Raw genomic sequence first — 14,915 nt, forward strand, 5'->3', positions numbered from 1 at the left:
CGAACCAGCTTTGCGTTATCACATAAAATTAGACCTTTTGATGATCAGACAAAATTGTAACTTAGTTTCACAAACTAATAAATAATAGTCTTTGGATTGTTTAAATTATAATAGACACCAAGCAGGTAATGTAGTATTATGAAGACTAAAATATGAAACGGTTTAATTTTCAAGCTTTTTGACTATGATAAGCCGTCGGACCCTATAAGGATGAAAGGAGAAAGGCAGAAATGACCAATATCACCAATCATGATTTAACAAAGATCATAAATGAAATATATGATTCATTGGAGAAGAACAATTTTTCAACCCTCGGCAGACCTGATTCTATCATGTATGAAAGACCTCTTGTTGGAATAGCGGCGGGAGATGATCCTTATTATGTTTTCCTGAAAGAACATATAGGCGAGTTCCATTGGAGTCCTGAGGAAGCTTTTCGTTTGAAGTATCCGGGAGACGTAGATAAGCATAATTTAAGGGTCATTTCTATTGTATTTCCTCAAACCCTCGAGACAAAGCAGTCGCAGTCAAGGGAATCGAAATGTCCTTCAAGGGAGTGGATTGTGACCAGAGGCGAGTGGGAACCTCTCATGAAAGAATTCAGCGGAAAATTAGTAGAGAAGCTGGATGAATTAGGAATTCGAAACGTATCTTTTGATTTGCTGCCGGAGTTTAAAACTGTAAAATCCGGAAAATTAGGTATCGCATCAAAATGGTCTCACAGACATAGTGCTTATGCCGCCGGTCTGGGCACATTCGGACTTTCGGAGGGCTTGATCACCGAGAGGGGTAAGGCTGTACGCATAACCTCTTTCATTATCGAGGCTCCGCTTCAAGTTACTGAAAGAACTTATCAAACTCATACGGAATGGTGCTTGTATTATAAGGATGGCAGCTGCGGTGTCTGCATGAAACGCTGTCCGGTTCATGCTATCAGTAACAAGGGACACGATAAAATTGCCTGTGAAGCTTATGAAGAGGAGTTCGCAGAAAAATATTGGCCGGAGGGTCTCGATCGTGGCGACTATATATTAGGTTGTGGCTTGTGTCAGGCAGGCATACCGTGCCAAAATAAAAGACCGTGATTTAAAGTGTGTTTTCCTTGAATTGAATTATTTTTTTTGATAAAATATAATTTAAAGTATTGTTTAGAAAGCATCTTTTGATGAATCGATAGATTAAATATCAGGAAAAAGGAGATCCCAATGAAATATAAAAGTACAAGAGGCGGAGCGGATAGCAGGAGTGCAGCGCAGGCTGTAATCCAAGGAATTTCTCAGGACAAGGGGTTGTTTGTGCCGGATGCCATTCCGGAGCTGCCCTTCTCGCTGGAAGAAATGAAAGACAAAACCTATCAGGAGATCGCCTATGCTGTAATCAGCAGCTTTTTTACAGATTATACAAAGGAAGAAGTGCAAACATGTGTAGCGGGAGCTTATGATGAAAAATTCGAAGCTTCGGATATTGTGCCGGTGGTAAAAGGAGGAGATGCTTATTTCCTTGAACTTTATCACGGAAAAACCGCTGCTTTTAAGGATATGGCACTTTCCATCCTTCCGTATCTTCTTACAACTGCCATGAAAAAGGAAAAGGAAGATAAAAAGATTGTCATTCTCACAGCAACCTCCGGTGATACCGGGAAGGCGGCACTGGAAGGCTTTGCTGATGTGACGAATACGGAAATTGTCGTATTTTATCCAAATGAAGGCGTCAGCGAGGTTCAGGAAAGACAAATGATTACCCAGGAGGGCAAGAACACGCATGTCTATGCTATCAGAGGAAATTTTGACGATGCCCAGACCGGAGTAAAGAGAATTTTCAATGATTCCGATTTTGCAGAAAAACTGGCGGACCTGGGTTGCAAGCTTTCTTCCGCCAATTCCATCAATATCGGCAGACTGGTGCCTCAGGTAGCCTATTACGTATATGCCTATGCGAAGCTTTTGGAAAAGGGAGCTGTTCAGGCAGGTGAGAAAATCAATGTGGTGGTTCCTACCGGCAATTTTGGAAACATCTTGGCTGCTTACTATGCAAAGCAGATGGGTATCCCCGTAGGCAGACTGATTTGCGCTTCCAATGAAAATAAAGTGCTCACAGATTTTATCAATACTGGTATTTATGATATCCAAAGAGAATTCTACTTAACCAATTCACCCTCTATGGATATTCTGATATCCAGTAATCTGGAGCGTCTGTTATATCATTTAAGCGGAGAAAACGGGGCGGAAATCGCTGCTCTGATGGAAAGCCTGGATAAGAATAAAAAATATCAGGTAAGCGATAAAATAAAAGAAGGGCTGGCTGAATTCTACGGTGGTTTTGCAGATGTTCAGGAAACCAATGAAACTATCGGTAACATGTATCGTGAAAACGGATACTTGATGGATACACATACGGCGGTTGCTTATAAGGTTTATGAGGACTACAAAAAGGCTACAGGGGATGAAACGGTAACGGTTATTGCATCTACAGCCAGTGCTTATAAATTTGCCGACAGTGTAGCGAAGTCCATAGGACTGCCGGAAGAAAAAGATGGCTTTGCCTATGTCGCTGCTCTTCACGCGAAAACCGGGGTGAGGATCCCGGCGGGATTAAAAGGCTTGGAAGATAAGGAAATCAGACACAGAGGCGTCCTTGATATCAATCAGATGCAGGAAGCTGTAAGAGACGCTTTAAAATAGTGAAAAACGTTGAAAAGTGCAGGGAAAATCATTGCTGATCTCATCCTGCGCTTTTTTAACTAAATTTGTTATAATTGTAAAAAGAAATTCCATACTTTTCGCTTGCATTCTTTTCCGATGTGTGTTAAATTATTATATGTGTCTGACACACAGGTCATGGAGAGTTGACCGAGTGGCTAAGGAGCTCGCCTGGAAAGCGAGTAAGGTGTTAAAGCCCCGTGGGTTCGAGTCCCATGCTCTCCGCCAAAAAATAAGAACGAGGTTTTATGCCTCGTTCTTATTTTTTTGTCCTAAGGCATGGGACTTTCTCACCCACGAAGTGGGTGAAAAAGTCCCATGCCGTTTTGTCCCAAGCTTGCTTGGCGGGCAAAAGGGACAGCAGGGAGCGAAGCGAGTCGGAGGCCGAAGGCCGTTGCTCTCCGCCACATTTATCTGAAAATGTTAAAATTTCAGGCACGAAAAGCATCGAATACCGATGCTTTTTAGTTTTTTTGATAAAATTCCAATAAGAAAAAGAGGTTATCAGACCCTAATCCCCTCAATAAGTGCCTTTGTTCCTATCATATTAATTGCTCTTCTTAGATTGTAAGCAACGCAGGCTAACGCCTGCTCCTACGCTTCGCTCCGCTGTCCGTTTTTCCATTGCAGCTAAGCTGCGGAAAAAAGGCAAGAAAACTAAGGCCAATCTCACCAGTGACCTTTCTGATTCCCTTGCATAGTACATAATGAGCGCCGTGGTACCATTTAGATGGCTAGGGGCATTTTCATCAGCACATTTATCAATTTATAGTTTTACAAAGTGTTCAAGCATATACTCAATCTTATCATCAGATATAGCGTTATTTGATGAGTAAACCAAAATTCCTTCTAGGAATACCCTTTAGAATAAAGCATAAATAAAGTGGATTAAATTCTGAGCTGACAGAATTTAATCCACAAATTTTTTATCCCGTAGAGGATAAGTTTCCTGCCCGATAAAGCAATGTACAGAGGGGATAATCCTTGCCAATGAAGGAGAGTGCTGACTATTTGTTGATGAGATAATCAGGTGATTTTATTTCATCTAAAACTTCTGTTAAATTAATCTCTTTCTTCATTTTAAATTTCCCCGTTTTCTTTAGGACCTCAATAATTAAGTATGGGACTATAAAGCAAGGCATCCCGATATAGATGGACAGCCTTAAGTCGGGGCTGATGGTTGTCAATATTAACGTGAAGCCTAAAATTGCAAGCCCTAAAATATTAGGCAGCGGATAAAACGGGGTATGAAATTTTAGATTGCTTTTTAAAAGGCCTTCTGCATACAACCGCTTACGGAATCTATATTGTGAAATACAGATAGAGCCCCAGCAAAATACCGTTACGACTCCCGATGTTGCTAGCAAATACATATAAAATAAGCCGCTTTTGTCAAAGGAATAGATGATCAGTATGATCCATACTAAAATCAACGAAAAGCCTGCAGAATATACGGGAACCCCTTTGGCAGTTACATAACTTATTTTCCCGGGTGCCATACCTTCTTTCGAAAGTGAGTACATCGCTCTGATTGCGGCATATAAATTGCAATTGGCACACGAGAAGGCTGCAACAATGATGATCAGATTAAATATATGAGATAGTGCAGTAAATCCGTTAAAAGCCAATGCGGCAGCAAAAGCACTTTCTTCATAGCTGGCCAGTGTCCATGGATAGATCATAGCGATTAAGAATGAGGGAATCACAAACAGGAAAAAGATTCTGAAAGCGCCTGCACGAACTGCTGACGGCATCACTTTTTCCGGATTTTCCGTTTCCCCTGCAGTCAATGCGATTATTTCAATTCCTGCAAAGTTCATTACAATAATTGACATATTCAGGAATACTGCCAGGACTCCAAGGGGAAACAAGCCGCCCTGCTGAAGTAGATTTTTCGTTCCTGGAGCGCCTTGGGTTCCAATTACACCGAAGAGGATCAGGATTGCAAGAACTGTAAAAATGATAATGGCGATTACCTTTGTCATAGCCAGTACCGATTCTATTTTACCAAGGTTTGCAACCTGCCCGAAATTGATCATTGTTAGCAATATCGCAAAAAATATAGCCCATATAAAGATTGATAATTGTGGGAAATACATATGCATAATGGTTCCCGTAACAATGCATTCCGAAGGAATGTAAACGATGATCGCCACCCAGTACGTCCATCCCACGCCTGCCGCAAACCCATCAGATATAAATTCTCTGGAATATGAAATAAAGGAACCGGTTGTCGGCATAGCCACCAGCAATTCTCCAAGACAATACAAGGTTGAAAAAACAAGAATTCCACCGAATGCAAATGCAAGAAACGAAGCGGGGCCTGTCATGCTCATAAGACCGCCCAGTCCGTAGAAGTAAGCAGATCCTATTACACCCCCTAATGCAACCATTTGAACATGAAGTTTTTTTAAGCCTTTTTTTAAATCGTTATCAAGAATTTCATTTTCGCCGTTCATTTTGTTCCTCCTTACAAATCAGGATGAAGTTGTTGCTTGTTAAGGCCTCGGCTGTGAAAGCGTCATACAGTGAATATTACCGCCGCTTAATGACCATTCTCTTGTGGGCAGTCCGATCACTTTTCGCTCCGGCATAATTTCCTGGTATTTTCTTATTGCTTCTTCATCTTTAGGATCGTTATATAACGGAACAAGATAAGCTCCGTTCACAAAATATCCGTTGATGTAGGTGACCGCCAATGGCTGATCCGGTTCACGCGGTGCAGCATCCGCCACGATATCAAACCCCTTGTTTTCTTCTTCTGATATGTAAATTACCTCAGGGATATGGATTTTATGGATTTCAAATTTCCTGCCTTTGGCATCGGTTTCATTAGCCAGAATGTCATAGGCCTCTTTAAAAACGGGATACTGCGGATGATTTACGTCGTCAACCCATGACAGGGCAATAACACCCGGTCTGACAAAAAAGCAAATATCGTCAATATGTCCGTCTGTTTCATCGTACATCATGCCTCTTTTCATCCAGATAACTTTTTCAACGCCGAAATATTCTTTACAATTTTTTTCAACTTCTTCTTTTGACATATCTCCGTTACGATTAGGGTTAAGATTGCATTGCTCGGTAAGGATTAAAGTGCCTTCGCCGTCAAACTGCGTAGCCCCGCCTTCAATGATAAAATGCCTGGCATCGTAGCTGTCAATATGGTCAATTTCAAATAGCTTTTGTGCAAATTGCTTGTCAAGATCCCATGGGAAATACAGTCCTTCCACTAAGCCGCCATAGGCATTAAATCCAAACTGGACGCCACGAATGGAGCCTTTATCATCGATTACATAAAACGCTCCCTTATCCTGCGCCCAAGATTCATTGGTTGACATTTCAATAACCCGAACCTTTTCTGATAGCCTGGCTCTGGCGTTTTCATACTGGGCAGCAGAGCAGATGACGGTCATTTCTTCATACGCTGCAATCGTATTAGCCACGATTACACACACCTCTTGAGCCGGCTTGCCCCCGTTTCTGAATGCAAATCCTTTTTCCGGCCAAATAATAATGGATCCATTATGGGGCTCGAATTCTCCGGGTATTCTGAAACCGTCTGCTTTTGGAGTACTGTTTTTAATTGTTCTTGCCATTTTTTTCATTCCTTTCTTTTATCTTATTATTTATTGCTGTTTTCCGAATACACCTCCCAAAATAGAATACCGACCAGTCGGTTTGTTGTTATCAATAATATAATACGAAATAAATTCCAAGTCAACAAATAAAAAAATTATTAAAAAGGCTAAATTTGACAATCACTTTTGAATGTGTTTTAATGTACTTATTTCGGATTACTAAAGGAGAATTGCTTGGAAAAGATGAAAAAGGAATCGACTCGTCAAATCATTTTAAAAGCGGCTCTTGAATGCTTTATTAAAAACGGATACGTCAATACGTCAATGAACGATATTGTTAACCATTCAGGAATCAGTAAGGGTGGGATATATTGGCATTTTAAAAGCAAAGAAGAAATGTTTGTACAAATGATTGAAGAAGAGTATGAAATTTGGCTCAATAGAGTGTATTCAGCTCTGTCGGATATCCCTGATCCAATTGGAAAACTAAAAAAATACGGTCAACTCTTTTATTCGCAGGTCGATTTGCCTATCTTTCGATGGATTCCTGAGTCCTATTGGGGGGAAGTAGGAGAGCATTACCGGGAAAGGCTCAATCAATGCTATTCTAAGGATGATGAATTCATATCTGCAATATTTGAAGATGCGATTTCCCAAGGCAAATTGAAAATGACAGATCCTAAGGCTTTAACCTGGATTTACATTTCGATTCTGGAGGGCCTTTTTGCACAGCTTTCCCTTCAATGGGAGAATCGAGAAACGCTTAATGATTATTTCGAACAGGCCATCGTCATATTCTTAGATGGTATAAAAAAATAATATAATAAGGGATCCTTTTATATCTAGCGCCATATTCTATGGCGCTATTTTTTTTGTCGTAAACGCAACCTAAAATTTAATTAAGGTTACGATAATTAATATTTAAGAAACAAAGATTATAATGAATTGATCTGAAAAAACCTTTTAACATCAAATTAAGAAAGGAGGCTTCGTTCATATGCCATACTGATTACTTTGAATCATAGTAAAACTGACTATGAAGAAAGGATTTGAAATTATGAGTGAACTTGCTATTCGTACAGGAAAATTATCTTTTAAGGAGAAGGCATCTTATGGAATCGGAATATTTTCAGATTCAATCCCCTTTAATATTATCTGTCTTTACTTTCTTTATTACATGACGGATGTAGCGGGCATTAATCCGGCACTAGCGGGTACGATTTCTCTTATCGCTATCACATGGGATGCTATTACAGATCCTATTGTCGGATATCTTTCAGATAACTGGAAATCAAAAAATGGAAGAAGAAGACCTTTTATGATCGTAGGTGCTATCCCTGAGTATCTCGTTTTAATGCTCATATTTGCACCATTTACTTTTAGCGGAAATTCAGGCTTTGCATACTATCTGATTGTTGCAATTTTATTTTGGACTGCTTATAAGACATATGTCATTCCTTACACCGCACTCGGTGCTGAAATCACCCAGGATTTCAACGAAAGGAATTCTCTTAGAAGCTACTGCGGCATATTTATCTATATCGCCGTATGGATCGCCAGTGCAGGTCCTATGGCTATTATGGATAGAGTCTTTGCTTATGGCGGTACCGAAAAAATGTCATGGTCTATTTCAGCTGCAATTTTTGGAGCAGTCGGGCTAATCGGAGCATTGACTTGCTGGAGGTTTACAAGAGGAAAAGAGTTAATTGAAAATAACGAGGAAAGAATTAAAACAAATCTTTATAAAAATTTTGTAGAACTTTATAAAATAAAACCTTTCAGGATGATTTTCTTTGCAACGTTATTTTTCTGCATTAACTTCTCAATTGCTTCTGCTGCTTTTGTATATCTCATGTCAAACAATTTAGGGCTGGATGCAGGTGTACAGGCCACATACTGGACTTTGAATACTGTAATTAGTCTGATCTATGTACCTGTAATTACCTTTGTTGCCAATCGGATCGGAAAGAAATACGCGTTTATTTGCTTCTTTCTCATTGGCATTATCGGATCCCTTACCTTTGCTGTTATCGGGATTAATGATTTCAGCAGTCTGATTATTTTTACCATTGTTTGGAATGCTGCTAATATCTGTTTCTGGACGACAGGATTTTCCATGATATATGACTGCTGTGAGGCTGATGAGCTCATAAATGGAGAGAGAAGAGAAGGGGCCATTTCCGGATTTACTTCATTCGCTCAAAAATTCGGCTCGGCCTTTGGTCTTTGGCTCAGCGGTGTAATATTGAGTTTTACAGGCTACAATGGTGAGGTCATAGAACAAACAGAGAGCGCATTAAAAGGAATCAATTTATTAAACACCCTGGTGCCTGCCATATTTATGCTGATTGCACTTGCGTTTATTATCAGGTATCCTCTGAATGCCAAAAATTTTGAAGCTTTAATTAAGGCCTTGGAGCTTAAGCGGGAAGGTAAGGAATATTCAACAGAGGGATTTGAAAAGTTAGTGTAACAGAATGCTAAAATCTAAGATCAATAACATTAATAAATTCAGCAGGAGGTTCTAATGGATTATTACAAGGAAGCATTAAAGGTACATGAACAAAATAAAGGAAAATTGGCTATCGTCAGCAAGGTTCCCTTAAAAAATAAGGATGATCTGAGTGTTGCGTATACTCCCGGTGTCGCGATGCCCTGTATTGAAATCAGCAAAAACTCTGAAGATGTTTATAAATATACTTCAAAATGCAATACGGTGGCAGTTGTAACCGACGGAAGTGCAGTACTTGGTCTGGGTAATATCGGCGCGAAGGCTGCGATTCCTGTAATGGAAGGAAAGGCTGTGCTGTTCAAATCCTTTGCCGATATCGATGCGATTCCGATCTGCATAGAAACACAGGATACGGAGGAGATCATTTCTATCGCCAAAAACATTTCACCAACCTTTGGGGGAATCAATTTGGAAGATATCTCTGCACCCCGTTGTTTCGAAATCGAAGCAAGATTGCAGGAGGCATTGGATATTCCCGTCTTTCATGATGATCAGCATGGAACAGCAATCGTTAGCTGTGCGGCTCTTATCAATGCGCTTAAGGTAGTACATAAGAAGATCGATGAGGTGAAAATCGTGATCAATGGCGCCGGAGCAGCAGGTTCAGCGATCTTAAAGATGTTGATTGCCATCGGTGCAAAAAATATGGTGATCTGCGATAGATCCGGTATTATTTCTAAAGCCAGGAAAGATGAACTGAATGAGGAAAAGCTTATGCTGGCAGAGATTACAAACCAGGAAGTTAAGGGAAGCCTGACGGATGCCATTCAGTCGGCAGATATTTTTATCGGAGTCTCATCTCCTAAAACTGTTACTGCCGAAATGGTTAAGACCATGAATAAGGATGCCATCATATTTGCAATGTCAAATCCGGAGCCGGAGATCATGCCGGATCTTGCTCTTGAGGCGGGTGCAAGAATCGTAGGAACCGGCCGTTCGGATTTTCCGAATCAGATCAACAATGTTCTGGCTTTTCCAGGCGTATTTAAGGGCGCATTATCAGCAAAAGCCGAAAGGATAACCGAGTCAATGAAAGTCGCGGCAGCATATGCAATCGCCGGGGCGGTACAGGAAGAAAGGCTCACCGAAACCGGCATCATTCCCAGTGTGTTTCAGGAGGGTATAGCTGATGCAGTGGCAGCTGCCGTAGCAGATGCCTGGCATAAAGAAGCAGAAGAGATCGTCAGCATAGGTTAGAAGAGGGGTGGAACATATGCCTTATCGTGTTGAGCAGGATTCCATGGGAAAAATTAAAGTACCGTCTGATAAATTATGGGGTGCGCAGACTCAGAGAAGCCTGGAAAACTTTAGAATCGGCACTGAAAAGATGCCGATTGAGATTATCCGCGCCTTCGCAATTCTCAAAAAAGCGGCTGCTATGGCAAATATGGAGCTCAAATTATTAGATGACCGGATAGGAACGTCAATTATGACTGTTTGCGACGAGATTCTAAAAGGGGATCTTGATGAACATTTTCCTCTTGCAGTCTGGCAGACAGGCAGCGGTACCCAATCCAACATGAATATTAACGAAGTGATTGCAAATCGTTCAAACCAAATTATTGGAGATAAAGCAGTACATCCGAACGATCATGTCAATAAAGCACAAAGCTCAAATGATACGTTTCCTACTGCCATGCATATCGCCACGGTGATAGGGATAGAAGAGCAGCTGCTTCCGGCAGTAGAGATCCTCGAGAGCACTTTTGAAAGCTTGTCTCAGCAATATAGAGACGTTATTAAGATTGGCAGAACACATTTGCAGGATGCAACGCCTATTACCTTAGGCCAGGAGATCAGCGGATGGTCCGCCATGCTGAAAAAAGCAAAAAACATGATGATAGACAGTCTTCAATATATTCAGGAGATTGCTCTAGGCGGAACAGCTGTGGGAACCGGGTTAAACACCCATGAACAGTTTGGGACCTTAGTTGCCGAGAAAATCAGCCAGCTTACAGGAAAATCATTTGTTTCGGCCGAAAACAAATTTCATTCACTGACGAGTAAGGACGGACTTGTCAACACCCATGGCGCTATTAAGGCTCTGGCTGCTGACATGCTCAAAGTAGTCAATGATATACGCTGGCTTGCAAGCGGGCCGCGGTGCGGTATAGGAGAACTCAACATCCCCGAAAATGAGCCCGGCAGTTCTATTATGCCGGGTAAGGTTAATCCTACACAGTGCGAGGCAATGTCTATGGTCTGCTGTCAGGTAATAGCGAATGATGTGGCTGTTAGTTTTGCAGCATCTCAAGGCAATTTCCAGCTTAATGTGTATATGCCGGTGATTATATATAACGTGCTGCAATCTGTAAGACTGCTCTCAGATGCCTTACATTCTTTTGATCGCCACTGTGCGACAGGAATTACTCCAAACTATGAAAAAATTAAAAAAAATATGGAGTCTTCACTAATGCTGGTCACAGCACTAAATCCGTATATTGGCTATGACAAAGCTGCACATATTGCTAAGGAGGCATATAAAAACGGAACCACATTAAAGCAGGCGGCATTACAAACGGGTATCCTTACCGAGGAACAATTTGATGCCATGATAGATCCTAAAAAAATGGTACTGCCGTCACTTGACAGTAAAAAATGAAGGCCTTTCCGCTTGCCAATGATTGAAGGAGTAAAAAATGAATGACATGTACAATTGCAACGAAACTATGACCGATACGATATCTGGAAAAGCAGACTCTGTTTTAACAAATGGAAGGGTTTATACGATTAATGCGGCCAATTCCATAGCAGAAGCCGTAGCCATCAAAGACGGTGCTATCGTTTTTGTAGGAAATGACTCGGAAGCAAAACAATATATCGGGAAAAATACAAAAACAATCAATTTAGAGGGAAAAACAGTGCTTCCCGGTTTCATTGACACCCATGTTCATGCACCCGGCACCGCCTACACGGTGCTGTATAACATTGATTTAAATAATCTTACTACGGTGGAAGCTGTCATGAGTACCATCGAAGCCTTCGTCCGGAAAAATCCGGACAAGGAGATCTATTACGGAAGGGGATTTTTAGCTTCCATTTTTGAAGGAATGGAAGGACTTCTGGGCCCTAAAAAAGAGAGACTGGATAAGATTTGTCCGGATAAGCCTATAATCCTCACAGATTTTGGGGGACATATTTTCTGGCTCAATACCAAAGCGTTTGAACTGTGTGGAATTACAAAGGACACCCCAAATCCGACGGGAGGCGTTGTTGAAAAGGACCCTGTGACTGGCGAGCTATGGGGAACGTTAAAGGACGATGCGAAAAAATTATTTCCCGATCAAACCTTTACTCTTGAAGAAAAGGTTGAAGCTGTTAAATTTCTCCAGAAAAAATTGCATTCCCTGGGATACACTTCTATCTTTGCTTTAAGACCCGGCGGAGCAACCTACCCTAAAACCATATTGGAAGCCTTTCAAAGCCTTGAAGAAAAAAATGAATTAAAGCTACGTGTCAATGGTGCCAGAGATATCTATCCGGATCAGGATGTAAGGCCGCAGCTTGAGGAATTAAAGGATTTGCGCGAAAAGTATCATTCGGAATTATTGAACGTAACGACGGCGAAATACTTTAACGACGGGGTAATAGAGGGGCTAACGGGTTACTTGCTGGAGCCGTACGGATCGGCGGCCGGAAAAGGCGATGCTTATTATGGCGAGCCTGTATGGGATCTGGAGAAAATGAAAAAAGCCTTAAAAGAAACTTTGGATGAAGGCTTTCAAATTCATGTTCATTCCATTGGCGACGGCGCTACCAGGAATACCATCGATGCAATAGAATACGCACAAAAAAACAGTGGTTCTAATAATTACCGAAACGTCATAACGCACCTGCAGTTAGTCGCTCCGGAAGACATAGAACGAATGGCCAGGCTTAATATCATCGCCAACGTTCAGGCATACTGGCATTTTAAAGATCCTCTTTTCTGGCATGATTCGGATTATGCACTTTTAGGAGAAAGGGCGGAAAGAGAATTTCCTCTGAAGTCATTTATCGATGCCGGGATTACGGTTACAGCATCAGCGGACCATCCTGTCACTCCAGAACCGAACCCATTCTATGCCATTAAGGCGGGGGTTACCCGTAATTTGATTACCGCAGCGAAATATGGCATTGAGGATATCAAAGACCAGGATGACCCTCAATGGCTGCTGGATAAAAATGAGCGCGCATCAGTGCTGGATATGGTGAAAGCTTATACGATCAACGGTGCGTACGGACTTTACATGGAAGATAAGGTGGGGAGCATCGAAAAAGGAAAATGCGCAGACCTCATCATCATCGACAAGGACTTGTTTGAAATCAATCCAATGGATATTGAGACTGTAAAAGTTCTTACGACCATCTTTAATGGGGAAATCGTATACGAAATGAAATGATGTTCAATTGTAAGGAAATTGGGTTTATTAGGACGATGAGCTGGCACAGCGGGGATAAGCCTTTGGTGAGAGGAGGGGAGGCTGAACTTTTTCATTCTGATATGTACTATCAATAAAAATCTATAATTTCAAAAAAGGAGATGAAATATTTATGTCAGCAAATGTATGGTATATCGGTGCGATTGTTGCGTACATGGTGGTCATGATCGGCATCAGCTATGTGGTAAAAGGTAAAGTTTCTACCATGGAAGACTACGGGAAAGCTACAGGACGATTCGGCGCATTTATGCTTACTGCTGTAAGTGTCGGTGCCTGGGTCGGAGGCGGCGGTCTTGTGGGACTTTGCGCCTGGTCCTATGATGCGGGTTTAAGCCAGTGGTGGGGATACTCGTTAGCCTATATCGGTGCAATCCCCATGGCGTTATTCTTTACAACCCGGATAAGAAAATTGAACTTTTACACAATTCCGGATTTCTTTGAAGCACGCTACCCTGATTACGGCGGGGCGGTCAAATATCCTGCAGCATTCTATATTCTGGTCAGAAATGTAACGATGCTTGGAGTACAGTTTAATGCCATCGCCTTTTTACTGACCGTTATGTTCGGTGTATCTCATGGGGTTGGTGTTATCATAGCAGCACTGATGGTGGTCTCTTATGTTGCGATATCAGGCATGATGAGCGTTGTTGTAACAAACTTCGTACAGTCATTCCTGCAGAGTTTTACGCCGATTATTGCATTTATCATTGTTTTAAAGTTAGCCGGAGGCTGGGGAAATGTACATGAGTTTTATGCGGCAGCTAATAATCTTGATGCGTTAAGCCTCGTTGGCGGAGTAAACTGGTGGAGAGATGTCTTTAGCTACTTCTTAAGCGTTGGAGTCTTTTTCATATTTATCGCAGATCAGAGTGACTGGCAGCGAATCAATACGGCAAAAGACGGAAAAACTGCGAGAAGAAGTATGATCAGCGCAACCTTTACAGCACTTCCTTTCCTCCTGATTCCTTGCCTCGTAGGTGTTGTGGCAAAGGTCCTGCTTGGACCTGGACTTCCTCCTAATGAAGTCTTTTATACCATGATTAAGAATCTGCTTTCTCCGGGGATGGGCGCTCTTCTGATCGTCGGTGCTCTTGCAACGGTTATGTCCTGCGCATCTTCCTTCCTGTTTGCCGCTGGGATGAATATCTCTAACGATATCATAGGGCAGGTACCGGGAATTAAGGGAAATGAAAAGAAAATGCTGTCTTACAGCAGATATTCCACCATTTTAGCGTGTGTCCTCGGTGCAATTCTGGCAATCCTTATTAAAGGGATCCTTGACCTTTGGTTGTGGGGACTGCTGGTATGTGCATGCGGACTCGTAATTCCTTATATTTTTGCATGGTTCTCCAAGACTATGAATACCGCAGGAGCTATGGGCGGAATGATTCTTGGAGGCGGGGTTGCCATTGCATGGTCTCTGGCTGGAAGTCCTTTTGGACTGGACGCTGTTTGGGTTGGATTGCCCGCCAGCTTGATCGGATGCCTTATCTTCAAGTTTTTCGGAAAGGTTCCAACTCCGGAGGTTGTAGAAAGAACTTATTACTTTGGGGAACAGTTTAAGGATCTTGATAATCAAGCAACTTTGACCCAGTAAGCTGGGGTGGCTCGCTGTGTTCAGCGAGCCGCCTTTTTTATTGATATTTAAGAGCAATACTGTATAATGGAAGCAATAAATCCGTTATCGCTATCGTCAAGGGGG

The 14,915-nt window shown here is 41.8% G+C and carries 10 protein-coding genes and 1 tRNA gene; 9 read left to right on the forward strand and 2 right to left on the reverse strand.

All coding sequences use genetic code 11. The annotated features are described in order from the left end of the window. The first annotated feature begins 230 nt into the window (after positions 1-230). The 3 genes from KCX82_RS05430 (at position 231) to KCX82_RS05440 (ending at position 2,927) form a co-directional block, all read left to right on the forward strand. Positions 231-1,085 carry an epoxyqueuosine reductase gene (locus KCX82_RS05430; RefSeq protein ID WP_227017432.1) on the forward strand — a complete coding sequence of 285 codons (855 nt, stop codon included), beginning with the start codon at positions 231-233 and terminating at the stop codon, positions 1,083-1,085. 120 nt (positions 1,086-1,205) lie between these two features. Then, complete coding sequence (gene thrC / locus KCX82_RS05435; RefSeq protein ID WP_227017433.1) at positions 1,206-2,681, forward strand: threonine synthase; 1,476 nt, start codon at positions 1,206-1,208, stop codon at positions 2,679-2,681. A 158-nt stretch (positions 2,682-2,839) separates the two neighbouring features. Then, positions 2,840-2,927: transfer RNA gene (locus KCX82_RS05440), tRNA-Ser, on the forward strand. A gap of 779 nt (positions 2,928-3,706) precedes the next feature. Here the strand turns inward: KCX82_RS05440 and KCX82_RS05445 are convergent. Both KCX82_RS05445 and aguA read right to left on the reverse strand, forming a co-directional pair. Then, positions 3,707-5,158, reverse strand: coding sequence for an amino acid permease (locus KCX82_RS05445; RefSeq protein ID WP_227017434.1), 1,452 nt, complete (start codon positions 5,156-5,158; stop codon positions 3,707-3,709). A gap of 39 nt (positions 5,159-5,197) precedes the next feature. Then, the gene (gene aguA / locus KCX82_RS05450) at positions 5,198-6,298 is read right to left on the reverse strand and encodes an agmatine deiminase (RefSeq protein ID WP_227017435.1); all 1,101 of its coding nucleotides are present in this window, start codon (positions 6,296-6,298) and stop codon (positions 5,198-5,200) included. 225 nt (positions 6,299-6,523) lie between these two features. On the opposite strand from aguA, the gene KCX82_RS05455 reads away from it, so the two are divergent. From KCX82_RS05455 to KCX82_RS05480, 6 genes are all read left to right on the forward strand, one after another. Then, positions 6,524-7,099, forward strand: coding sequence for a TetR/AcrR family transcriptional regulator (locus KCX82_RS05455; RefSeq protein ID WP_227017818.1), 576 nt, complete (start codon positions 6,524-6,526; stop codon positions 7,097-7,099). A gap of 217 nt (positions 7,100-7,316) precedes the next feature. After that, complete coding sequence (locus KCX82_RS05460; protein ID WP_227017436.1) at positions 7,317-8,753, forward strand: MFS transporter; 1,437 nt, start codon at positions 7,317-7,319, stop codon at positions 8,751-8,753. Between the two features lie 54 nt (positions 8,754-8,807). Next, positions 8,808-9,989 (forward strand): NAD(P)-dependent malic enzyme, encoded by a 1,182-nt coding sequence (locus KCX82_RS05465; RefSeq protein WP_227017437.1) that lies wholly within the window; start codon positions 8,808-8,810, stop codon positions 9,987-9,989. 16 nt (positions 9,990-10,005) lie between these two features. Further along, positions 10,006-11,394 (forward strand): class II fumarate hydratase, encoded by a 1,389-nt coding sequence (gene fumC, locus KCX82_RS05470; RefSeq protein ID WP_227017438.1) that lies wholly within the window; start codon positions 10,006-10,008, stop codon positions 11,392-11,394. 37 nt (positions 11,395-11,431) lie between these two features. Continuing rightward, positions 11,432-13,174, forward strand: coding sequence for an amidohydrolase (locus tag KCX82_RS05475; protein WP_227017439.1), 1,743 nt, complete (start codon positions 11,432-11,434; stop codon positions 13,172-13,174). Between the two features lie 151 nt (positions 13,175-13,325). Beyond that, a complete protein-coding gene (locus KCX82_RS05480; protein WP_227017440.1) occupies positions 13,326-14,810 on the forward strand; it encodes a sodium:solute symporter family protein in 1,485 nt (494 codons plus the stop codon). Positions 14,811-14,915 lie beyond the last annotated feature (105 nt).

The sequence above is a fragment of the Sinanaerobacter chloroacetimidivorans genome (assembly GCF_018128545.1).
GTDB lineage: Bacteria > Bacillota > Clostridia > Peptostreptococcales > Anaerovoracaceae > Sinanaerobacter > Sinanaerobacter chloroacetimidivorans.